Source organism: Microbispora oryzae (assembly GCF_017896165.1).
GTDB classification, from domain to species: domain Bacteria; phylum Actinomycetota; class Actinomycetes; order Streptosporangiales; family Streptosporangiaceae; genus Microbispora; species Microbispora oryzae.
Genome location: NZ_JAFCNB010000001.1, coordinates 741,614 through 764,617 on the forward strand (window position 1 = coordinate 741,614; position 23,004 = coordinate 764,617).

The following is a 23,004-nucleotide window of genomic DNA, read 5'->3' on the forward strand; positions in this document are numbered from 1 at the left end:
GGACGAGGAAGCGGGGCGGCGGAGTGCGGCGTGATGTTGTGGAGCGGGTGGTGGCGGCCCTGGCGCGGCCCCCGCGCATCGTGCTCGTCCACGGGGAGCCCGGCATCGGGAAGACTCACCTGCTCAGCGAGGTGATCGCCCGCCTGCCCGGCGTGCGCGTGCTGCGCGGGCAGGCGCTGGAGCTGGACGGCGGGCGGGCCTACGCCTCGCTGGCCTCCGTCCTGGAGGGCCTGCGCGACGAGGCCGGGCCCGCCCTGGACGCCCTGTACGAGGCGGTCGACCGGTCCGCCGTCGGGGACGTCGAGGCCAGTCCCGGCCTGCTCGCCACCCGGCTGTTCGAGTCGCTTCCCGGACGCACCCTGATCGCCATCGACGATCTGCACCTGGCGGACGCGGACACGTTGACCGGGTTGCAGGCGATCCCCCGCTATCTGTCCGGCTTCTCCGTCCTCGCGACCGCCCGGCAGCCGCCCGAGATGGACGCCGACCTGACCGTGCGGCTGGAGCCGCTGTCGTTCGCGGAGGTGGCCGATCTCGTCACCGAGTCGCTCGGCCGTACCCCCAGCGAGTCGGTGCTGCGCCGGGTCCACGAGGCGAGCCGGGGCAACCCGTGGTTCGTCCAGGAGACCGTCAGGACGCTGGTCCAGGGCGGGGCCGTGCACTCCGCCGTGCCCGACAGCCGGCACGGCGCCATCCTCACCCGGCTGTTCCAGCGCGACCAGGGCGGACGCGACCTCGCTCGGGTGCTCGCCACGCTGACCCGCACCCGCCCGGGAGCCGGCCTGCCCGTCCTCGCCGAGCTGGCCGGGCTCGAACCCGTGAAGGCCGAGCGGGCCCTCACCGGCCTCGTCCGCGACGGCGTGGTCACCCCCGCGGGCGAGGGCTACGCCCTGGCGCATCCGCTCGTCGCCGAGGCGCTCTACGACGAGCTGAGCGCCGCCGAACGGCGGGCGGCGCACGCGAAGATCGCGGCCATGCTGGAGCGCGACGGGCTGAGCGGCACGCGGCGGGTGCTGGAGTGGGCGGCTCACGTCGCGGAGTCGGGCAGCCCCGACGCGCTTCCCGCCATGCTCAGGGCCGCCTCCGTGACCCGGTGGACGGCTCCGCTCACCGCGGCGCACTGGTACGGCAAGGCCGCCGAGATCTCCCCCGGCACCGCGGGTGAGCTGCTGGCCCGCCAGGCGCTTTCCTACTGGAAGTGCTCCCGCCCCTCGCCCGCGCTCAACTCGGCCCGACGGGCCCTCACCCTGCTCCCGCCCGGCCGCCGGCACACCCGCACCGCGTACACGGCGGTCGCCGCGGCGCTCGCCATGGGATCGTACGACGTGGCCCTCGACATCCTGCACGGTCACCTGGCCACGGCCGACGACACGACGGCGCTGCTCGCCCAGCAGGCGCTGATCAGCGCCGTGCTGGGCCGGCCGAGCGCCGACAGCGCCCGCCACGCCCGCGCCGGGGCGGCCGGCTGTCCCCCGGAGGACCTGGTCGTCGCGCTGGGCTGCCTGGCCGTCCACGCGCTCGTGCAGGGCGACTGGCCGGAGTGCCGGCGGATCGTGGACGACCTGCTCGGCCGGTCCGCCGCCCTGCCCCCCGGCGCCCGGCTGGCCGCGCTCGAATCCGCCGCGCACGTGCTGTCCACCGCCGGGCTGCGCACCCGGGCCGCCGAGCTGCTCGCCCAGGCCGAGCAGATCTACCGCGGGCTCGGGTGGCACGACATCGGCGGGCAGCAGATCCGTACGACGGCGGTGCTGCGGCGGCTCGGCGGCGAGTGGACGCGGGCGCTGGAGGACATGGCGAGCGGAGCCAGGTCACTGGCCGAGGCCGGTCTGATGGAGAACCGCGCGCTGCTGCGCAACATGGAGCTGGACATCCTGCTCAACCAAGGCAGATATGAGGAGGCGGAGCGGATCCTCGCCGATCCCCCGCCCCGCTCGCCGATGCACGACGGCCTGCGCCACGTCTTCCGCGCCCGGCTCGCCCTCGGCCGGGGCGACCGCGCCGCCGCCCGCGCCGAACTCGACGCCGCCCTCGTCCTCGCGGTGCCCGACGTGCTCCACCGGGCCCTGTCCGTCAAGGTGCGGCTGCACGAGGCCTGCGACGAGCCGGACGAGGCCCGCGCGTGCGCCGCGCGGCTCGACGAGGTGAGCGGGAACGGCACTCCCCGGGCCGTCCTGTCCGCTCATCTCGCCGTGGCGTCGGCCTTCGGGGATCGCGCCCGGGCCCTCGCGGCGCTGGAGTCCGCCAGGGAGGACGGCCTGCCGTTCGAGGAGGGCCGGGCCCGGCTCCTCCTCGGCGCGCTGGGAGACCACGCGCAGCTCCCGCGCGCTCACGCGATCTTCACCCGGCTGGGCGCGGCCCCGTGGTGCGCGGCGGCCGAGCACCACATGAGGGCCGCAGGGACGGCGGTCGAGCGGGCGGCCGATCTCACTCCCGGAGAGCGGCGGGTGATCCAGCTCGTCGCCGGCGGCCTGAGCAATCCGCAGATCGCCGAGGAGCTGCACTACAGCCGCAAGACCGTGGAGCTCTATCTCACCCGGGTCTACGCCAAGACGGGCCTGCGGTCGCGGGTGGAGCTGGCCCTGGCGGTCGAGCGCGGCGAGATCTGAGCCGCGCCGCCGTACCGGGCCTCCAACCGGGCCTCCAACCGGGACTCCAACCGGGACTCTAGGGACATCCCCACTGGGCCGCGGGGACGGCGCTCCGTCAGGCTCGATCCATGCACTCGACGATCCTCGAGTACGCCGACAGGCTGTGGCGCGGCTCGCTGCGCCTGGAGGACGTTCCGCTCACCGATCTCCGCCGCGGCGGCGTCAAGGAGGTCACGTACGGCGTGGCCATGTGGCCCGCGACCGGCAACGTGTACGCCATCAGGGGCGAGCAGGGGGTGGCCCTGTTCGACACCGGCAACGCCCTGGACGCGCCCGCCATGTACCGGGCCGTCCGGAGCTGGACGGACCAGGCCGTGAAGTACGCGATCTTCTCCCACGGCCACCTCGACCATGTCTCGGGCATGGAGGGCTTCGACGAGGAGCCCGGGCCCCGGGCGGCCGTGGTCGCCCAGGAGGGCGTGGCCCGCAGGTTCGCCAGGTACGCGCGCACCGCGGGCTACAACACCGTGGTCGACCAGCGCGAGCACGGCTTCGTCCGGATGACCTGGCCGACGAGCCACCGCATCCCCGACATCACCTTCCGCACCCGGCTGAACCTGTCGCTCGGCGACGTCACGCTCCAGCTCAGCCACACGCTGGGCGAGACGGACGACGCGACCTGGGCCTACCTGCCCGAGCGCGGCGTCCTGCTCACCGGCGACCTGTTCGTCTGGCAGGTCCCCGGAGCGGGCGATCCCCATCGGGTCCAGCGCTACCCGGACGAGTGGGCGGTCGCGCTGCGCCGGATGGCGACGGTCGACGCCCAGGTGCTGCTCCCCGGGCACGGCCTGCCCGTGATCGGGCCCGACCGCGTACGGCAGGCCCTCACCGACACCGCCGACTACCTCGACAGCCTGGTCGAGCAGACCCTCGACCTGATGAACGCCGGAGCCCGCCTCGACGACATCCTGCACCGGGTGCGCCCGCCGGCCGAGCTGGCCGAGCGGGTCTACCTGCGGTCGAACCACGACGAGCCCGAGTTCATCGTGCGGAACATCTGGCGGTTGCACGGCGGCTGGCACGACGGCAATCCCGCGCATCTGAAGCCCGCGCCGGACGCCGTCTTCGCCCGCGCAGTGGCCGACCTGTCGGCCGGGGCGGCGTCGCTGGCCGGCCGGGCGGTCACCGTCGCGGGCGACGGCGACCTGCGGCTCGCCTGCCAGCTCGCCGAACTGGCCGCGCAGGCGGAGCCCGACAACCACAAGGTCCACGAGATCCGCGCCCTCGTCTACGCGATGCGGGTCCAGGAGGAGCCGGGGGCGATCGCGAAGGGGGTCTACGCCTGGGCGGCGGCCGAGTCGCGCAGCAAGATCACCGGGCTTGACCTCCTTGACGTCTACCACGAGGTCGTGAACGGCCGGATGTGGTGGTTGCCCAGCTCCATCAGGTGAACGTCGCCGGCGGGCGCGAGGAGGGGCGCGCCCGCCGGCCGGTAGCCTTCCTGTCGTGCTGGAACAGATCACCGCGACCAGATACGTCGCGCCGCTCAGGGAGGGCGGCTCGCTGCCCGGCCTCCTGGAGGCCGACGACCTGGGGACGTACGTCGTCAAGTTCCGCGGCGCCGGACAGGGCCGCCGGGTGCTCGTGGCGGAGGTGATCTGCGCCGAGCTGGCCAGGCGGCTCGACCTGCCCACCCCGGACCTGAAGGTGATCTACCTCGACTCGCGGCTCGGCGCGCGCGAGCCGGACGAGGAGATCCAGGACCTGCTCGCGGCCAGCGCGGGGCACAACCTCGCCATCGACTTCCTGCCCGGAGCACTCGGCTTCGACCCGCTGGCATGGGAGGCCGACCCCGGCTTCGCCTCCCGGGTGCTGTGGTTCGACGCGTTCACGCACAACGTCGACCGCAGCTGGCGCAACCCCAACCTGCTCGTCTGGCACGGCGGGGTCTGGCTGATCGACCACGGCGCCGCGCTGTGGTTCCACCACAACTGGCCGACCGCCGATCCCCTCCGGCCGTTCGACGGGCACGACCACGTGCTCGCCCCGTTCGCCACCCGGCTGGCCGAGGCCGACGCCGAGCTCGGCGCCCGGGTCACCCGCGACCTGCTGGAGACCGTCACGGCCCTCGTGCCGGACGAATGGCTCGACGACGAGCCCGGCTTCGCCGACGCCGACGCCGTACGGCGGGCCTACGTGGAACATCTCGTCATGCGGGCGGCGGGGCCCCGCGACTGGCTGCCCGATCCCGCCACGGCCGCCCCGCCCGCCCCGAGCCGGGGCCGGGGCACGATCGGCGGCTTCTGGCGCGCCACACGAGGTGAGGCCCGATGACCGGCCCCGTGACTGGCCCGACGAGCTGGGACGTGTACGAATACGCCGCGATCCGTGTCGTTCCCAGCGCCGAGCGGGGCGAGCTGGTGAACGCGGGTGTGATCCTCTACTGCCAGCCTCAGGGATACCTGTGCGCCCGGGTCGAGCTCGACGAGGACCGGCTCCGCGCGCTGTGCCTGACGGTCGACCTCGCCGCGGTACGGCATGCCCTCACGGCGTACGAACTGGCCTGCGGGGAGGAGGCCGGGCCGCTGCGCCGCGAGTCGCCCGGAGCCAGGTTCCGCTGGCTGACCGCGCCGCGCAGCACCGTGGTGCAGGCGGGCCCGGTGCACGCCGGCCTCACCACCGATCCCGCCGCCGAGCTGGAGACCCTGATGAACCGGCTGGTCAGAACAGCACGGACATGAACGTGTCGACCTCCTGGAAGCCGACCTTGCGGTAGGCCGCCCGCGCCGGGAGGTTGAAGTCGTTCACGTAGAGGGTGACGAGCGGCGCGAAGTATTTCAGCGCCTGCTCGACCACGGTCGCCATGCCCGCGACCGCGTGGCCGCGCCCGCGGTGGTCGGGATGCACCCAGACCCCCTGGATCTGGCACGCCTGCGGGGTGATCGCACCGATCTCCGCCTTGAAGATCACTTGATTGTCCTCGATGCGGGCGTACGAACGGCCGATGCGGATCAGCTCCGCCACCCGGGAGCGGTAGAGGGCGCCCCCGTCGCCGTTGTCCGGGGAGACGCCCACCTCCTCGGTGAACATCGCCACGCAGGCGGGCAGCAGCACGCCGAACTGCTCGGGCACGACCCTCCGTACGAGCGGGTCGGGCTCCACGGCCGGGGCCGAGCCGGTGACCATGACGGGCTGGGCCCACCTGATCGCCCGGGCCTTGCCCCAGTGGGGCTCCAGCCGCTCCCAGAGCTGCTCGACGGCGACCGCGGGGCCGACGATCGACGAGCAGCGGCGGCCCTGACGCCGGGCGCGGTCGGCGAACGCGTGCACCGCCTCCCGCGTGGCGTTGACCGGGACCAGGTTGGCGCCGGCGTAGCACAGGGACACGAGGCCGCCTCTCGGCCCGAACCCCCACATCTGGCCGCCGAGCCGCGACGGGCTCAGGCCCACGGCCCGAACCCGGGATGCGACAAAGACGTTGGCGACGGGGTCGGTGTCGAGGAGGGCGAGCACCTCCTCGCGATCGGAGTCGTCGAGCACGCGCGACGCCGATGTTCGCAGCATCACGGTGCTCAGCCTACGCGACCATCACGCTTTTGGGCGTTACCCGCCGGAAAGGCTCACCTGCGCGCGGCACCGTGCCTGGCGGCCTGCCCGGCCGGACTCCCGGCCGGCTGGGGATCCGGCACTCCGGGGCAGCTGAGGCCGGGCTCCCGCCGCGTCGTCCCACGCGCCGCCGGGGTGGTCCCGTCGAGGAGGTAGGCCGCCAGCAGACGGTCGACGCACCCGTTGCCCGCCAGCGAGACGCCGTGGTTGCCGCCCCCCTCCGACAGCAGCCGCGCCGTGGGGAAGCGGTCGCGCAGGTGCAGCGCCCCCGCGTAGGGCGTCGCCGCGTCGTGCTGAGCCTGGATCAGCAGCACCGGCGGCAGATTCGCCGCGCCCACCCGGATCGGGGTGCCGCCCCGCACCGGCCAGAACGCGCAGGGCGCGTTGTACACGGCGTTGGGCCAGGCCATGAACGGCGCGCTCGCGTGGGTCCGCACAGTGTCCGCGTGCCAGCGGGCCCACGATCGGGGCCACGGGGCGTCCCGGCACTCGACGCCGAGATAGACGGCGTAGGAGTTCTCCTCGGCCGGATCGATCTCGGCCTGGCCGTGGAACAGGCGGACCAGGCCCGCCGCGTCGCTCCTCAGCGCGTACGCGGAGAACGCGGCGGCGAGTTTGGGCCACAGCCGGTTGGAGTAGCCGCCCTCCGAGTAGATGTCGTCGAGCTCGCTCGGGCCGACGATCGCCCCCGCCGGACGCTCCCGGAGACGGGAGCGCATCGCGTACCAGGCGTGGCTTACCCCCTGCTGGGTGCGGCCGAGCCCGTAGGCGTCGTCGTGCCGGGCGACCCAGGCGAGGAAGTCACGGTGACGCAGGTCGAAGCTGTGGTCCTGGGCGATGTTGGCGTCGTACCAGACGCCGTCGGGATCGACCACGCTGTCGAGCACCAGCCGGCGCACCCGCTGGGGGAACAGGGTGGCGTACACGGCCCCCAGGTAGGTGCCGTACGAGTATCCGAGATAGCTGATCTTGCCTTCGCCGAGGGCGGCCCTGATGGCGTCCATGTCCCTGGCCGTGTTCTCGGTGGTGAGGTGGGGCAGGAACCAGCCCCACCGGGCGGCGCATCCGTCGGCGTACTCGCGCGCCCGGCTGACGAGCACGTCCTCGTCGGCCTTGGTGCGCGGCACGTTGTCGGGGCGGGGCGCGGCGTAGAAGCGCCGGGGGTCGACGCACGAGAGGGCCGGCTCGCTGGGCCCCACCCCGCGTGGGGCGAAGCCCACCACGTCGAACCGCGCCGCCACGTCGCGGGGCAGCGAGGCCGCGGCGTACCTGGCCATGCCGAGCCCCGATCCGCCCGGCCCGCCGGGGTTCACCAGCAAGGTGCCCAGGCGGCCGCCGCCTGCGGCCGCGGCGCCCCTGATCCGGTTCAGGGCCAGCGTGATCTGGCGGCCAGACGGCTCACGCGGGTCGAGCGGCACCCGCAGCGTGGCGCAGTCGATCTGTTGCGGCTGCCGGCCCGGCACCCCGGCCCGGACGGCGTCCGCCGGAACCGCGCCGATGGGGCCGAGGACGTCCCCCAGCAGGCCGGTGTCCTGAGCGGTGGCGGTCAGCGCCCCCGTCACGTCGGGCAGGTCGGGGCCGTCGGGGACCCTGGGCGCGCCGGAGCCCGTCCACTCCGCGAGGCCGGAGGCGACGCGCGACGGGCAGGGCCCCCACACGAGCCCCCGGGCCCCCTGTCCGGGAACGGCGTGCGCCGCCCCCGGCCCGACCAGTCCCGCGACCAGCGTCGCGACACCCGCGACCACTCCGACGACCCGTTTCACCGGCATGCTCCTCTGCTCCAGCACAGCAGAGGCAAGCTTCGCCGAGCGGGTCGCGGGATCACCGCCCGCTCAGCCCGATCAGTGTCAATGTGTAATCAGAGCATTGCGCTCTGTAATGAGCATCCCCTTCTCAGGAGACGACCACCTCGGGGCCGGCGGCGTCGTCGTCGAGGTCGACCTCGACGCCCATCTCCTCGGCCAGGCGCAGGGCCTCCTCGATGAGGGTCTCGACGATCGCCGACTCGGGAACGGTCTTGATCACCTCGCCGCGGACGAAGATCTGGCCCTTGCCGTTGCCCGAGGCGACGCCGAGGTCGGCCTCGCGGGCCTCGCCGGGGCCGTTCACGACGCAGCCCATCACGGCGACCCGCAGCGGGACCTTGAGCCCGGTCAGTCCGGCCTGCACCTGCTCGGCCAGGGTGTAGACGTCCACCTGCGCGCGCCCGCAGGACGGGCAGGACACGATCTCCAGCCCGCGCTGGCGCAGCCCGAGCGACTCCAGGATCTGCGTGCCGACCTTGACCTCCTCCACCGGAGGCGCCGACAGCGACACCCGGATGGTGTCCCCGATGCCCTCGGCGAGCAGCGCGCCGAACGCCACCGCCGACTTGACGGTGCCCTGGAACGCCGGCCCCGCCTCGGTCACGCCCAGGTGCAGCGGGTAGTCACACCGCCGGGCCAGCAGGCGGTACGCCTGGACCATCACCACCGGATCGTTGTGCTTGACCGAGATCTTGATGTCGCGGAAGCCGTGCTCCTCGAACAGCGAGCACTCCCACAGGGCCGACTCGACCAGCGCCTCGGGCGTGGCCTTGCCGTACTTGGCCAGCAGGCGTGGGTCGAGCGAGCCCGCGTTGACGCCGATGCGGATCGGCACACCCGCGTCGGAGGCCGCGCGGGCGATCTCACCGACCTTGTCGTCGAACTTCTTGATGTTGCCCGGGTTGACCCGCACCGCCGCGCAACCGGCGTCGATCGCGGCGAAGACGTACTTGGGCTGGAAGTGGATGTCGGCGATCACCGGGATCTGCGACTTGCGGGCGATGGCCGGAAGGGCGTCGGCGTCGTCCTGGGAGGGCACGGCGACCCGGACGATCTGACAGCCGGCCGCTGTGAGCTCGGCGATCTGCTGCAGGGTGGCGTTGATGTCGGAGGTGAGCGTGGTGGTCATGGACTGCACCGAGACCGGCGCGTCCCCTCCCACGGGCACCGACCCGACCATGATCTGCCGTGAGACTCGACGCTCGGCGATCGGCTGGGATCTGACCGAGGGTATCCCGAGATCAACAGACATTTCGGTCCCTTGTGTGGTGGCATGCGACGCAACCAGTTTAGGCGGGCCGCTCCGATCATCCGGCCGAGACCATAGGACCGGGCCGGACGGTTTCGACCGGGGGGCTGAACTTGATCGGTGAATTATGAAGGTTTCAGCCATTACCTCCCCGAATCAACCCGCCCCAGGGCGTTCACCTGGCCGGACACCGCGAAGATCGTCAGGCGGCCCGGCGGCGGCTGGGCAGACGGGATTCCCGCGCCTACAGTCCGTAACGCGCGCGCTTTCGCCTTATGGGTCGACCGACCCCCTGATGACCTGCGAAAGGGTGACTTGTGGGTAAGCCACGAAGAGCCAGGATGACTCTCACCGCCATCGCGACCGCGGTGGTGGCTCTGACCGCGACGGTGCTGTTCGCCGTTCCGGCCTCGGCGCACGGGGCCATGATGATGCCCGGCAGCCGCACCTACCTGTGCTGGAAGGACGGTCTGACGCAGCAGGGGCAGATCGTTCCCAACAACCCCGCCTGCGCGGCGGCCGTCGCACAGAGCGGGACGAACTCGCTCTACAACTGGTTCGCCGTGCTGCGCTCCGACGGAGCGGGCCGCATGGCCGGCTTCATCCCCGACGGGAAGCTGTGCAGCGGCGGTGCGGTCGTGTACGACTTCAGCGGGTTCGACCTGGCCCGCGACGACTGGCCGGTCACCCACCTGACCTCAGGGGCGAACATCCAGTTCCGGTACAACAAGTGGGCCGCTCACCCCGGCACGTTCCGTACGTACATCACCAAGGACTCCTGGAGCCCCACCCGTCCGCTGGCGTGGAGCGATCTTGAGTCCACGCCGTTCTACAGCGCCACCGACCCGCCGAGCGTCGGCTCGCCGGGCACCGCGGACTCGTACTACTACTGGAACGCCACCCTGCCGTCCGGCAAGACCGGCCGCCACATCATCTACTCGGTGTGGCAGCGGTCGGACAGCAACGAGACGTTCTACAACTGCTCCGACGTGGTCTTCGACGGCGGCAGCGGCCAGGTGACCGGGGTCGGCCCCGGCAGCGGCCCCTCCCCGTCGCCGACGCCCACGGTGAGCCCGTCGGCCAGCCCCTCCGCGAGCCCGTCGGCCAGCCCGACCGTGAGCCCGTCCGTGAGCCCGTCCGCGAGCCCGTCGAGCAGCCCCACGCCGACCCTTCCGGGCGGCTGCGCGGCCACCTACCGGGTGGTGAGCTCGTGGGGTGGCGGCTTCCAGGGCGAGGTCACAGTGTCCAATACGAGCAGTTCGTCCATATCGGGGTGGACTGTCCGGTGGACTCAGCCAAGCGGGCAGACGATCTCCCAGTTGTGGAACGGAACGCTCACCCAGTCGGGCTCCAGCGTCACGGTCCGCAACGTGAGCTACAACGGCACCCTGGGGCCGAACCAGTCCACACCGTTCGGCTTCCTCGTCAACGGATCCAGCAGCGGCAGCGTGCCCTCGGTCACCTGCACGGTGGGCTCCGCCTGATCCGCGCCCCTCACCGGTGTGAGCCCACCTGACCGGCCCGCACCGGCCGCGATCCCCGATCCGGGGCGGCCCTCGCGCCGCTCCGGATCCCGGCGTGCCGGGGGTCCGGGCGCCCACGACACGATCATCGGGCCGGATCACCCGACCGGATCACACGGGATCAGCGGGCCCGATCGGGCACGGCGGGACACTCAGCGGCGGGACACTCAGCGGGCGAGCTCGGCCGCCCGCGCCCGCGCCCAGGCGTCGGCCGACAGGACCTCCTCGACGGTCGAGGCGGCCCCCGGCACGTGCTCGGCCACCACCCGCTCGACGGTGTCGACGATGGCCGGGAACGGCAGGGCGCCCTTGAGGAACGCCTCCACGCACACCTCGTTCGCGGCGTTGTAGACCGCGGGCGCGGTGCCGCCGAGCGTGCCGACGTGGCGGGCCAGCGAGACCGCGGGGAACGCCTCGTCGTCCAGCGGCTCGAACGTCCAGGTGTGGGCGGTGGTCCAGTCGACGGCGGACGCGGCGCCGGGAACGCGCTCGGGGAAGCCGAGCGCCAGCGAGATCGGCAGGCGCATGTCGGGCGGGCTCGCCTGCGCGATCGTCGAGCCGTCGGTGAACTCCACCATCGAGTGGATCACGGACTGCGGGTGGACGACCACGTCGATGCGGTCGAAGCCGATGTCGAAGAGCAGGTGCGCCTCGATCACCTCAAGGCCCTTGTTCACCAGCGTCGCCGAGTTGACCGTGATGACGGGCCCCATGTTCCACGTCGGATGGTTGAGCGCCATCTCGGGCGTGACGTCCCCCAGCTCCGCCCGGGTGCGGCCGCGGAACGGCCCGCCGCTCGCGGTCACGACGAGGCGTCGTACGGCCCTGGTGTCGGCGCCCGCCGGGCCCGCCGCCCACAGGCACTGGGCGAGCGCGGAGTGCTCGGAGTCGACCGGGATCAGCCGCCCCGGGGCGGCCAGCCGCTTGACCAGCGGTCCGCCGACGATCAGCGACTCCTTGTTGGCGAGCGCGAGGACCCGCCCGGCCGACAGCGCGGCGAGGGTGCTCGTGAGGCCGAGGGCGCCGGTGATCCCGTTCAGCACGACGTCGCAGGGGGCGGCCGCGAGCTCGGCCACACCCTCGGGCCCGGCGAGCACCCTGGCCCGCGCGCCGGCGGCGGCCAGCGCCTCCTTGAGGGCCGGGACCGCCCCCGGATCGGCGACGGCCACCGCCTCGGCGTCGAAGCGGGCCGCCTGCCGGGCGAGGAGGTCCACCCGCCCGCCCCCGGCCGCGAGGGCCGCGACCCGGAACCGGTCGGGAGCACGGGCGATCAGATCGAGGGCCTGGGTGCCGATCGAACCGGTCGAGCCCAGCACCACGACGGATCGGACGCCCGCCGCCGACGCGGGCCGGATCTGTGCAGTCACCCCCTCATTCTCCCCGAGCCGTCCCATCGCCACGACACGGCCGAGACGCCTGAGAAACCAGTACAGATATGCCGGAATCCCCCCATAACCGGATAGGCGAATTGGGAGAAATCCCGCGAGATGGGTCGCTAGCTTCCCGCGTCAGGACATCCGACACGGAGGTAGGCATGCACCCCACCGCACGACGTCTCGCGACCCTCGCGGTCCCCACCCTGGCCGCCGCGGGCGTCATGCTGCCCGCGGCGCACGGCTCCACGGGCGCCACCACGAGCGCGAGCGCGAGCCGGGGCCCCGGCCCCGTCGCGGTCCACGAGGCCGCCGACACGAGCGCGGAGCAGCGGACGGTCCGGCAGTTCTGGACGGAGGCCAGGATGGAGGCCGCGAAGCCGTTCGACCCGCCCCGGACCGACGCCCGGCGCTTCAGCGGCGGCCCCTCGCCCCTCCCGCAGCCCAGCCCCGCGCGGCCCACCGCCGTTCCCACCACGGCGCCGAAGACGGCCGCCGCCTCCACGGCCTCCTCCACGGCCTCGTCCCCGGCCTCGTCCCCGGCCTCCCCGCGGACGACGTCGCGAGCCTCGTCGCGTACCTCGTCACGGACCACGATGACCTTCACCGCCGACATCGCCGGGAGCACCGCCGCGAGCACCGCCGCGAGTACGACTGCCGCGGCCGGCGCGGCGAGCCCGGCAGGCGGGTCGTCGGCGTCATCGGCGTCGGCGTCATCGGCGTCGGCGTCTTCGGCGTCGGCGTCTTCGGCGTCGGCGTCTTCGGCGTCGGCGTCTTCGGCGTCTTCGGCGTCGGCGTCTTCGTCGGCGCGGAGCACCGGCGCGGCCTGGACGAGTGGCGGCGCGGTCGTCAGGAGCGTCGGCAGGGTCTTCTTCACCGTCGCGGCCGGTTCCGACGCCGGACGGAACGCCTCCTGCTCCGGCACCGCGGTGACCAGCGCCAACAAGAGCGTGGTGATCACCGCCGGTCACTGCGTGAAGATCAATGGCACTTTCCACAAGAACTGGGTCTTCGTGCCCGGGTACGACCGGGGTGAGCGGCCCAACGGCACCTGGCCCGCGACCACGCTGCTGACCACCCCGCAATGGGACTCGGGCGAGAACATGAACTACGACGTGGCCGCGGCCGTCGTGGCTCCCCAGGGCGGCCGGAGCCTCACCGACGTCGTCGGCGGCCAGGGCGTCGCGTTCAACCAGCCGCGCGGACGGCAGATGTACGCCTTCGGCTACCCCGCCGCCGCCCCCTTCGACGGCTCGAAGCTGGTCTACTGCAGCGGCCGCGCCTTCGACGACTTCCTCAACTCCGACGACCAGGGCCTCAACTGCACCATGACCGGCGGTTCGAGCGGCGGCCCCTGGTTCTCCTCGTTCACCGACGGCACCGGATCCGGCCTGCTCAACTCGGTGAACAGCTTCAAGTACGGCTTCGCCGATTTCTGGATGTTCGGCCCCTACTTCGGCCCCGAGGCGCAGGCGGTCTACAACGCGGCGCAGAACACCTCGCTCACCTGATTCACCGAAAGTAGCGACAAGATCACGAATCGTGGTCCACACTCGGGTGGCATGACTGGAAGCCTCCCCTTCCTCACGTCCGCCGCCCTCGCCGCGGGGCTCCTGGGCACCCCACCGGCCCCCGTCCGCCCCGCCATTCCGGTGCCTGGACCCGTGGTAGGCCCAGTGGCAGCCCCTGCGGCGCCTCCCGTGGCAGCCCCGGTGGCGGACGTCGTGGAGCACCTGGCCACGCCGGCGCCCGCCGCCTACTGGACGCCGGAGCGGATGGCCCGGGCCGTGCCGATCGGGCTGCTTTCCACGGTGAAGCGCGTCGGCGGCGCGGTCATCTCGCCCGTCACCTCGCCCGTCACCTCAGGCGCCACCTCGCCCGTGATGTCGCCCGTGATGTCGCCCGTCACCTCGGGCGTCCTGCCCGTCTCCGCGCCCGCCCGATCGGGCCGGGTGCGGCAGGCGGCCGCCCCGGCCGCGATGCCGGCCGCCACCACGAGCGGCTCGCGGTGGGGGGCAGGCGGGTCCGTCACCCGCACCACGGGCCGGGTGTTCCTGACCATGAACGGCGTCGACTTCGTGTGCTCGGCCAGCGCCGCGCACAGCGCCAACCGCGACGTGGTCGTCACCGCCGGGCACTGTGTCAAGGACGGCGCCGGCGCCTGGGCGGAGAACTGGACCTTCATCCCCGCGTACGACGGCGGCCGGCAGCCGTACGGGACCTTCTCGGCCCGTCGCATGTTCGTGGCCGGCCCGTGGTCGCGGAAGGGCGACGATGACTACGACGTGGGCATGGTGGCGGTCACCGCGCCCGGCGGGCAGCACCTGACCGACGCCGTGGGCGGCCAGGAGCTCGGCTTCGAGCCCCGGCGCGGCCAGCGCACCTATGGCTTCGGGTTCCCCGCGGACCCGCCGTACGACGGCGAACGCCTGCTCTACTGCGCCGGGACGGTCCACGGCGATCCGCAACGACAGACCCGTGACCAGGGCATGCGCTGCGATCTGACCGCGGGGGCGAGCGGCGGGCCATGGCTCAGCGGCTTCGACCCGGTGACCGGTCGCGGGGTGCTCACGTCGGTGAGCAGCTTCAAGTACAGCAACGACCACGGCACCATGTACGGCCCCTACTTCGGGCCCGCCGTACGGAGCCTGTTCCACGTGGCCGAACAGGCCTGATCACCGGGTTCGCGGGTGTCTTCGGGGCCCGCCGACCGGAAGCCTCAGGCCCCCCTTGGCACCAAGAGACTGGTCATGTTCAGTCGTCGTGGCATCGGGGGCCGGAGAAGGTCGGCAGGCCCCCGAGGACTTTGAACACACATCGGACCGACAAAGACAAGCACGTCGCCGTGCCAACGGTTTGCGAGTCCGCCCGAACCAGTCCAGCGACGTCGAATTCTTGGGCTGTCCACTTCCCGCTCTCTTTCCACAGATTTTCGAACTGACTAGCGATCTACTGATGGCGTTCTGTAGCGTTGCAGTCACGTGGCGAGCTGATGGTGGAGAGGAGGGGTCTCGGTGCCGGTGTTCCATGACCCTGCTGCCGCCGACGACCGCCGTGATCGTCCGGCGTCGGGCCAGTCAACCTCGGGCCAGTCAACCTCGGGCCAGTCAACCTCGGGCCGGTCAGCCTCGGGCCAGCAGGGCTCCGGTCGCCCAGCTGCTGGCTGGGGCCACCGGCCGGGCGCTTCCGGGTCGGACGGCCACCGGTCGGGTGGTTCCCGATCAGGCGGTCGCGGGCCTGGTCTTCCCTGGTCGCGTGGTCGTGCCCAAGGCACGCGCCGCGGCGCTGTTCCCCCGGCTTCCACCGGAGACGCTTCTGCGCGGTCGTCGCGGTCAGCACAGTCGTCGCGGTCGGCGGGGTCGGTGCCGCCGGTGCTTGAGGGCACGTGCCTGGACCCACATGCGGACTCCCGCGCCAATCCTCATACGAATCCCGGTGCGGGGTCTGATGGTCCTGCCGTCCCGCCGATGTGGCCCGGTGACATCGGTCCCGGTAGTGAGGGGTCCGGTGACAAGGGATCCGGCCATGCGGGCTCGGGCGCCGGTGAGCCGTGGCAGCCAGGAGAGGCCGGTCCGGCCGGTGCTGTAGGCGATGGTGCAGCAGACGATGGTGCAGCAGACGGCGCTGCTCCAGGCCCCGAGCCGTGCTTGTCGGAGGCGGAGTTGCTGCGGGTGGCGGCCCGGTGGGCGAGTGCGGAGGTGCCGGACAGTTCGGCGGTGTGCCTTCAGCGGGCCGAGACGCTGATTCAGGCGGTGGATCTGCTGAATTCGGCGATGGTGGCAATGCTGCATCGGGCGCATGTCACCGGCGAGGCCAAAGCGTATGGACATGCCTCCACCGCTTCATGGCTCCGCTCGGACAGACCGAGCATCCCTGATCCGAGCACCCCTGCACCGAGTACCCCCGCACCGGGTGCGTCTGCGTCAGACGCGGCGCAAATCGACGCTCAGGTGCCGGGCGTGCCTGTGACGCCTGGTGTGTCCGAGACGCCGGGAGGTCCTGGGGTGCCGGGAGCTCCTGGCGTGCAGGGGGTGCCGGTGGTGGTGCGGCGTGGTCCGGGGATGACGGGTGCGCAGGCGGCCCGGTGGTTGCGGATCTCCGGTGAGGTGGCCCGCCTCCCGCAGGTGAAGGCCCGCTACCGGGCCGGATCCCTGTCCGGCGGAGCGGTGGACGCCATCACCACGGTGACGACCAAACTGACCGACACGCAGGCGACCGAAGCCGAGCCGATCCTGGTGCAGTTGTCCGACAGCGCGTCGTGTGCGGAGGTGGCCAAGGCCGGCCGCTACATCCGGGAGATCCTCGACCCCGGCACCCTCGTCGAGGAGTGCGAGGACGACTACGCGTCCCGGTTCCTGCTGGTCCGCCCGTCCAGCACCGGCGGGGTGGAAGGCGAGTTCCGCCTACCGAGGGAGGCGGCGGCGCGGCTGCGGTCGTTTCTGACCTCCTACGCCCGGCCGAAGGACAGGGACGACGACCGGCCGCTACGGGTCCGCCAGGCCGACGCCTTCGCCGCGCTGCTGAGCGAGAAGGTCTCCACCGAACTCATCGTCATGGTCCGCGCCGAGTCCATCCCCGACGACATCCTCACCCCCACCGGCACCGGCACGCCGAAGGCCCCGCCGGCCGGAACGCAGGACGCCACCCTGACCGGCACCGGCCCCGACACGACGATCGGCACAACCGCTCCCCCGACTCAAACCACGTCGCCGGACCCCGGTCGGGCGACGGGCACACGCAACACCGCCGGTGCGGCGCGTGCGGCGGGTGCGCGCGGCGATGACGAGGCAGCTTCCACGGCCGGCGCGGGCCGAGACGGTCCCAACGCCGAGACAGCTCCCCCCGAAGATGGCCCACCCGGGGCCGCTTACGAGCAGGCGGGTCCTGACCATAACCGGGAGCCTGATCATGCCGCAGAGCCCGACCATGGTCCGGGTTCTGACGATGCCGCGCGGCCTGACGACGGCCTACGTTCCGGCAACCGGGGTGATGGCATGCCCGAAGCCGCGGCTGCTGCAGCCGCCTCCGAAGACGTCGCCGCCGCCACCCAAGAAGCAGGTACGGAGGCGCGGGCGGAGAGGGAGGCTGAGGCGCGGACGGAGGCACGGGCGGAGGCACGGGCGGAGGGGCAGGAGGAGGCGGCCGGAGCGCGCGCCGATGCGTGCCGCACCTGCGGGCACGCCCCCGACCGGCTCGCGCCCGGGCTGCTGGTCGCCACCGGGCACCTGCTGCCGGTCAGTGACGTTCACCGGCTGGCGCGGACCTCGCGGTTGACCCGGCTGGTGATGGACGCCAAGGGTCAAGTGCTGGACATGGGGCGTTCGGTGCGGCTGGCCACCCCAGCCCAGCGGAAGGCTCTGCTTGCGCGATACGCGACCTGTTACTGCCAGGGCTGTCCGATCCCGGCCACCATGGCCGAAGTCGACCACGTCCAGGGCTGGATCGACGACGGCGTGACCAACCTCGACCTGCTGGCCCCCGCCTGCACCTTCCACAACCGCGACAAGTTCACCCACCCCGAGCGCTACACCACCCACCGCAACGAGAATGGCACCTGGACCCTCCTCCACCACCCCAACCGCCGAAGATACGAACGCAGCAGCTACGAACGCGGCACCCGCCAACGCCCCGGATAGAACCGGACAAGCCGCCCGGGGACAGGGCGAGCCCGGGATAAGAGCCGGGAACACGACAGCCGGGTTAGACGGACGCCCCGAACAGGCCAGGCGCCACGCCGGGCCGCGAAGCACGCTCACTTCGCGGCCCGGCTGAGTCGTGCCCCACCGAGTCGTGCCCCGCTGACCCGCGGCCCCTCTACAGCACACCTCGCTGAGCTCGCTGGCCGCTGCAGCACGCCTCGCTGATCTTGTGGGCCCGCTGCAGCGCCTCCCGCGAAACAACGCGCCGCATCCCCCGCCTCACTGAAGCGCGCTCGGCGGAAGGACACGCATGACGGCTATTGGCATGGAGCATTCTCGCGACCGCCAGGCTGAGGCTCGAAAACCACGACTCACACGCGACTCACACGCGGCTCGCACGCGACTCGCACGCGGCTCATCAGGCGAGCGGGTGCAGCGGCTCGGCCTTGTCCTCGTCGAGGATGTCGGCGGCCGACCGCACGATCAGCGGGTCGGGCGTGCCGACGATCTCGTGATCCTTGTCCGAGTAGTCGAACAGCGACAGGACGTGCCGCATCGCCTCCAGGCGGCCGCGCTTCTTGTCGTTGCTCTTGATGATGGTCCATGGGGCGTCGTCGGTGTCGGTGTTGAGGAACATGTCCTCCTTGGCCCGCGTGTAGCCGTCCCACAGGTCGAGCGAGGCGATGTCCATCGGTGAGAGCTTCCACTGCCGCACCGGGTCGACCTGGCGGATGACGAACCGCGTCCGCTGCTCGGCCCGGGAGACCGAGAACCACAGCTTGACCAGGCGGATGCCGTCCCTGACGAGCATGCGCTCGAACAGCGGCGCCTGGAACATGAACTCCTGGTACTCCTCCTCGGTGCAGAAGCCCATGACGCGCTCCACCCCGGCCCGGTTGTACCAGGACCGGTCGAACAGCGCCATCTCCCCGGCGGCGGGTAGATGTTGGACGTACCGCTGGAAGTACCACTGGGTGCGTTCGCGCTCGCTGGGCTTCTCCAGGGCCACCACGGTCGCGCCGCGCGGGTTGAGATGCTCCATGAAACGCTTGATCGTGCCGCCCTTGCCGGCGGCGTCCCGTCCCTCGAACAAGATGATCAGCCGGCCGCCGCTGGCCTTGAGCCAGTACTGCAGCTTCAGCAGTTCGATCTGCAGCAGCCGCTTCTCGCGGTCGTACTGGTGGCGGTGCAGCCGGTGGTCATAGGGGTAGTGCTCCCGCCAGGTGTCCACGGGCCGGCCGTCGGCCCGGACCAGCACCGGGTCGTCGTCCTCATCGTCGATCACCTTCAGTCCGGGGGTGCGTCGCAGCAGCTCAACGCTGTCAATTGGGGACATACCGGTCACTTCGCAAGCATGACATAAAGGCCGAGCCCGGCCCCGGCAAGGACCGCCCCGAAGCAGACGACCGCGATCGCGATGCCACCCGGGTGAGCCGAAGGACCCGTCCGCGCCGCGGCGAGAACGGCGAGACCGAGGGCGTAGACCGCCACGAGTCCCGCACCGGCCACTAAGCCGGCGACGAGGACCTTCCACAGGGCGTCGAGGTCGATGTACGGACTCATGAGGCGTGCTCCTTCGTGGGGGCGGGGGCGAGCGTGCCGGTCCACTCGGCGTTGACGTTGCGATGGGTCACGGGTTCGCGGGAGGCGGCGAGAAAGAGGGCGCCGAACAGCAGCGCGGCGACGGCGAAGACGGTCGCCACTCCGCCCGTGCCGCCGATGAGCGCGGCGCCCTTCCAGGCCGCGGCCCCGGTCAGCGCGGCGGCGGGCAGCGTGAGCAGCCACGCGGTGGCCATCCGGCCCGCGACCCTCCAGCGGACCTCGGCCAGCCGCTTGCCGAGCCCGGCACCCATGATCGAGCCGCTGCAGACGTGGGTGGTCGAGAGCGGCAGGCCGAAGTGGCTGGCGGCGAGGATGACCGCCGCCGAGGAGCCCTCCGCGGCGAACCCCTGCGGGGTCTCGATCTCGGTCAGGCCCTTGCCGAGCGTCCTGATGACCCGCCAGCCGCCGATGTAGGTGCCGAGCGCGATGCTCGTGGCGCAGGCCGCGATCACCCACGTGGGCGTCCCGTCGCGCCCGCCGATCGTGTGGTTGGCCACGAGCGCGAGGGTGATCACGCCCATCGTCTTCTGGGCGTCGTTCGTGCCGTGCGCGAGCGAGACCAGCGAGGCGGAGCCGATCTGCCCCAGCCGGAAACCCCGCGCCCGGAACCGCTCCGGCACGCCACCGGTGATCCGGTAGACGAGGAAGGTGCCGAGGGTCGCGACCAGGATAGCGAAGACCGGGGCGAGGACGGCCGGCACGAGAACCTTGGCGACGATGGCCTGTCCCTTGACCGCCGACGCGCCGGCGGCGATCAGGGTGGCCCCCACCACGCCCCCGATGAGGGCGTGTGACGAGCTCGATGGAATGCCGAAGTACCAGGTCAGAAGGTTCCACGACAGGCCGCCCAGCAGGCCGGCGAACACGACGGTCAGCGTGATCGCGCCACTGTCCACGATGCCGGTCGCGATCGTCGCCGCCACCTTGAGCGACAGGAACGCCCCGACGAAGTTGAGTACGGCCGAAAGGGCCACCGCCACGCGCGGCCGCAGCGCGCCCGTCGCGATGGAGGTCGCCATCGCGTTGGCCGTGTCATGGAACCCGTTGGTGAAATCGAATGCCAGCGCCGAAACTACGACGACGGCGAGAAGCACGACGTTCGCGTCCACGACCCTGACACTGCGCCAATCGATGCCCGCTTAACCGCCCGCCGGCACTGTTCGCCCAGAATTCACCCGCTCGCGAGCCGGGCTCGTGTCCGCCCGGCCACCTCGCCGCCGGAACAGGCGGGACAGGAACGGGCGGCGGCCGGACGCGGCGCGACTCACAGGGTGAGGCCGGTGAGGACCATGACCTTCTCGTGGGTCAGGTCCTCCATCGCCGATCGCAGGCCCTCCCGGCCCACGCCCGACTCCTTCACCCCGCCGTACGGCATCTGGTCGGCGCGGTAGGACGGCACGTCGCCGATGATCAGGCCGCCGACCTCCAGCTCCCGGTTCGCCCGGAAGGCGATGTCGAGGCTGCGGGTGAAGACCCCTGCCTGCAGGCCGTACCGGGAGTCGTTGACCGCGGCGAATGCCTCGTCGACCGACGCGACCCGCTGCACGACCATGACCGGCCCGAAAACCTCCTCGCGGCAGACCTTCGCGTCCGCGGGCACTCCGGTGAGCACGGTGGGGGCGATCGCTGCGCCGTCCCTCGTGCCGCCGGTCAGCAGCCGGGCGCCGGCCGCGACGGCCTCGTTGATCCAGCCCTCCACGCGCTCCGCGGCGGCCTGGCTGACAAGGGGACCCACCTGCGTCTTGTCGTCGCCGGGGTCACCGGTGACGAGCGCCCCGACGGCGTCGAGCAGCTTGCCGGTGAACTCGTCGGCCACGGCGTCCTCAACGATGACCCGCTGGACGGCGATGCAGCTCTGACCGGCCTGGTAGTTGGAGAACAGGGCGATCCGGGCGGCCGCCCGGTCGATGTCGGCGTCGGCAAGCACCACGGCCGCGGCGTTGCCGCCCAGCTCCAGGGTGACGTGCTTGCGCGGCACCCTGTCCATGATCGAGAAGCCGACCGGCCCCGAGCCGGTGAACGACACCACCGGCAGCCGGGGATCGTCCACGAGCGCCCCGGCGCGGTCGTTCGGCACCGGCAGGACCGAGAACATCCCCTCGGGCAGGGCGGTCTCGGCGAGGATCTCTCCCAGCACGAGCGCGGTCAGCGGGGTCGCCGGCGCGGGCTTCACCACAATGGGAGCGCCCACCGCGATCGCCGGAGCGACCTTGTGCGCCACCAGGTTGAGCGGGAAGTTGAACGGCGTGATGCCCAGGACCGGCCCGTACGGTACCCGTGAGATGTAGGCGAGGCGGCCTTCGGCCGCGGGCTCGGTGTCGAGCCGCTGCACCTCGCCGCCGAACCGGCGGGTCTCCTCGGCGGCGAAGCGGAAGGTCGACACGGCCCTGGCGACCTCACCGCGCGCCCAGAAGACGGGCTTGCCGTTCTCCGCGGTGATGAGCCGGGCGATCTCCTCGGCCCGCTCCCCGAGGCGGCGCGAGACGTGCGCCAGCGCCTCGGCGCGCACGTGGAGGGGGAGGGCGGCGGCCCGCGCCCGCACCGCGTCGGCCGCGGCCACGGCCTGCTCGACCTGCTCGTCGGTGGGCACCGAGTGGACGCCGACCACCCGTCCGTCGTGCGGGCTGGTGACGGCCTCCTCGGCGTCCCCGGTCGCGGGACGGCCGGCGAGCCAGAAGGGGCGGGGCTCGGAGCTGCGGTTCTCGTCCATGTCTCTCACGGTCTCTCACGCTATGCCGGCCCGATGGGGCCGTCGCTACTCCACCACGGCCAATCGAGCCCCGGGGGCGCGCCACGCTGGACAATTCCCGGGATGTAACGGATGAAGCGCGATTTCGGAGTGTTTTCCGTTTCACATCGGTTTGAAAGCCCGGCGGCATGGTTAAGTCATGTTCCGGGTCTGTCGCGGGACCCCCAAATGAGAAGGGCTCGTCGCTGATGGGTACGCCGGCGCCGCTCGGACTTCAGGGTGCCTACGCACGCGGCCACCGGAGCAACTACGACGAGTTGCGCACCCGACTACTGGATGTCGCCAACGACCTGCTGGGTTCCGCGGGGCCGGAGAGCCTCACCGTCCGCAGGATCGCCGCCGAGGCCGGCTGCTCCACCCAGGTGATCTACACCATGTTCGGCGGCAAGGAGGGCCTGGCCGAGGCGCTCTATCTGGAGGGCTTCGAACGGTTCCGCCGGAGGCTTGAGGCCGTGCCGCATAGGGGGGACCCCTTCGAGCACCTGACGGCGCTCTGCCCCGCCTACCGCGAGGCCGCGCTGTCCGAGCCCGGCTACTACAGCCTGATGTTCGAACGGGCCATCCCCGGCTTCGTGCCGAGCGAGCGGGCGCGCACCCTGGCCCGGGCCGCGCTCAACATCATCGACCGGGTGGTCGCCGACTGCATCTCGGCCGGCTATCTGGCCCCCACGCAGCCACGGAAGGTCGCCGACACGCTGTGGGCGGCGGCACAGGGAGCCCTCACGCTGGAACGTGCCGGTCACCTGCCCGACGGCACGACGTACGAGGCCGTCACCTCCGCGGCGATCAACGCGTACCTGGCCGAGCCCCGACCCGAGCGGCCCGGCGCGGCACGCTGAAGGCACCGCACACAGGCACCGCACACAGGCA

Annotated in this window: 18 protein-coding genes; 9 read left to right on the forward strand and 9 right to left on the reverse strand. The window is 72.2% G+C overall.

The window, feature by feature from the left end; all coding sequences use genetic code 11:
- The first annotated feature begins 23 nt into the window (after positions 1-23).
- From JOL79_RS35325 to JOL79_RS03430, 4 genes are all read left to right on the forward strand, one after another.
- A complete protein-coding gene (locus JOL79_RS35325; RefSeq protein ID WP_210154100.1) occupies positions 24-2,606 on the forward strand; it encodes a LuxR C-terminal-related transcriptional regulator in 2,583 nt (860 codons plus the stop codon).
- A gap of 110 nt (positions 2,607-2,716) precedes the next feature.
- Positions 2,717-4,039 carry an alkyl sulfatase dimerization domain-containing protein gene (locus tag JOL79_RS03420; protein ID WP_210154101.1) on the forward strand — a complete coding sequence of 441 codons (1,323 nt, stop codon included), beginning with the start codon at positions 2,717-2,719 and terminating at the stop codon, positions 4,037-4,039.
- A gap of 55 nt (positions 4,040-4,094) precedes the next feature.
- Positions 4,095-4,922: a HipA family kinase gene (locus JOL79_RS03425; RefSeq protein ID WP_210154102.1), complete on the forward strand. Its 828-nt coding sequence runs from the start codon at positions 4,095-4,097 to the stop codon at positions 4,920-4,922.
- Complete coding sequence (locus tag JOL79_RS03430; protein ID WP_210154103.1) at positions 4,919-5,329, forward strand: DUF3037 domain-containing protein; 411 nt, start codon at positions 4,919-4,921, stop codon at positions 5,327-5,329. The genes JOL79_RS03425 and JOL79_RS03430 overlap by 4 nt, the downstream gene beginning before the upstream one ends.
- On the opposite strand, the gene JOL79_RS03435 is transcribed toward JOL79_RS03430, so the two are convergent.
- From JOL79_RS03435 to ispG, 3 genes are all read right to left on the reverse strand, one after another.
- Entirely contained in the window at positions 5,310-6,152 is an 843-nt protein-coding gene (locus JOL79_RS03435; RefSeq protein WP_210154206.1) for a GNAT family N-acetyltransferase, read from the reverse strand. The two genes, JOL79_RS03430 and JOL79_RS03435, sit on opposite strands and share 20 nt — an antisense overlap.
- 56 nt (positions 6,153-6,208) lie before the next feature.
- The gene (locus tag JOL79_RS03440; RefSeq protein ID WP_307848281.1) at positions 6,209-7,957 is read right to left on the reverse strand and encodes an alpha/beta hydrolase; all 1,749 of its coding nucleotides are present in this window, start codon (positions 7,955-7,957) and stop codon (positions 6,209-6,211) included.
- Positions 7,958-8,087: 130 nt separating this feature from the next.
- The gene (gene ispG, locus JOL79_RS03445; RefSeq protein WP_210154105.1) at positions 8,088-9,251 is read right to left on the reverse strand and encodes a flavodoxin-dependent (E)-4-hydroxy-3-methylbut-2-enyl-diphosphate synthase; all 1,164 of its coding nucleotides are present in this window, start codon (positions 9,249-9,251) and stop codon (positions 8,088-8,090) included.
- 338 nt (positions 9,252-9,589) lie between these two features.
- Between ispG and JOL79_RS03450 the strand changes: the two genes are divergently transcribed.
- Entirely contained in the window at positions 9,590-10,732 is a 1,143-nt protein-coding gene (locus JOL79_RS03450) for a lytic polysaccharide monooxygenase (RefSeq protein ID WP_210154106.1), read from the forward strand.
- A gap of 206 nt (positions 10,733-10,938) precedes the next feature.
- On the opposite strand, the gene dxr is transcribed toward JOL79_RS03450, so the two are convergent.
- Positions 10,939-12,090 carry a 1-deoxy-D-xylulose-5-phosphate reductoisomerase gene (dxr, locus tag JOL79_RS03455; RefSeq protein ID WP_307848290.1) on the reverse strand — a complete coding sequence of 384 codons (1,152 nt, stop codon included), beginning with the start codon at positions 12,088-12,090 and terminating at the stop codon, positions 10,939-10,941.
- Between the two features lie 52 nt (positions 12,091-12,142).
- Positions 12,143-13,105: a hypothetical protein gene (locus tag JOL79_RS33720; protein ID WP_230984034.1), complete on the reverse strand. Its 963-nt coding sequence runs from the start codon at positions 13,103-13,105 to the stop codon at positions 12,143-12,145.
- Here JOL79_RS33720 and JOL79_RS03460 point away from each other — a divergent pair.
- From JOL79_RS03460 to JOL79_RS03470, 3 genes are all read left to right on the forward strand, one after another.
- Positions 13,074-13,655, forward strand: a complete 582-nt coding sequence (locus JOL79_RS03460) for a trypsin-like serine peptidase (protein ID WP_230984035.1) — start codon at positions 13,074-13,076, stop codon at positions 13,653-13,655. The two genes, JOL79_RS33720 and JOL79_RS03460, sit on opposite strands and share 32 nt — an antisense overlap.
- Positions 13,656-13,844: 189 nt before the next feature.
- Positions 13,845-14,819 (forward strand): trypsin-like serine peptidase, encoded by a 975-nt coding sequence (locus tag JOL79_RS03465; protein ID WP_307848282.1) that lies wholly within the window; start codon positions 13,845-13,847, stop codon positions 14,817-14,819.
- A 1,347-nt stretch (positions 14,820-16,166) separates the two neighbouring features.
- Entirely contained in the window at positions 16,167-17,780 is a 1,614-nt protein-coding gene (locus JOL79_RS03470; RefSeq protein WP_210154109.1) for an HNH endonuclease signature motif containing protein, read from the forward strand.
- 421 nt (positions 17,781-18,201) lie between these two features.
- Here JOL79_RS03470 and ppk2 read toward each other — a convergent pair whose 3' ends face one another.
- The 4 genes from ppk2 to JOL79_RS03490 form a co-directional block, all read right to left on the reverse strand.
- Positions 18,202-19,119 carry a polyphosphate kinase 2 gene (gene ppk2, locus JOL79_RS03475; protein WP_210154110.1) on the reverse strand — a complete coding sequence of 306 codons (918 nt, stop codon included), beginning with the start codon at positions 19,117-19,119 and terminating at the stop codon, positions 18,202-18,204.
- Positions 19,120-19,124: 5 nt separating this feature from the next.
- Positions 19,125-19,346 (reverse strand): hypothetical protein, encoded by a 222-nt coding sequence (locus JOL79_RS03480; protein WP_210154111.1) that lies wholly within the window; start codon positions 19,344-19,346, stop codon positions 19,125-19,127.
- Complete coding sequence (locus tag JOL79_RS03485; RefSeq protein WP_210154112.1) at positions 19,343-20,494, reverse strand: inorganic phosphate transporter; 1,152 nt, start codon at positions 20,492-20,494, stop codon at positions 19,343-19,345. Before JOL79_RS03485 ends, JOL79_RS03480 begins: the two co-directional genes overlap by 4 nt.
- A gap of 155 nt (positions 20,495-20,649) precedes the next feature.
- Entirely contained in the window at positions 20,650-22,095 is a 1,446-nt protein-coding gene (locus JOL79_RS03490) for an aldehyde dehydrogenase family protein (RefSeq protein ID WP_210154113.1), read from the reverse strand.
- 227 nt (positions 22,096-22,322) lie between these two features.
- Here JOL79_RS03490 and JOL79_RS03495 point away from each other — a divergent pair, with 227 nt between their 5' ends.
- Positions 22,323-22,973, forward strand: coding sequence for a TetR/AcrR family transcriptional regulator (locus JOL79_RS03495; RefSeq protein WP_210154114.1), 651 nt, complete (start codon positions 22,323-22,325; stop codon positions 22,971-22,973).
- Positions 22,974-23,004: the final 31 nt, after the last annotated feature.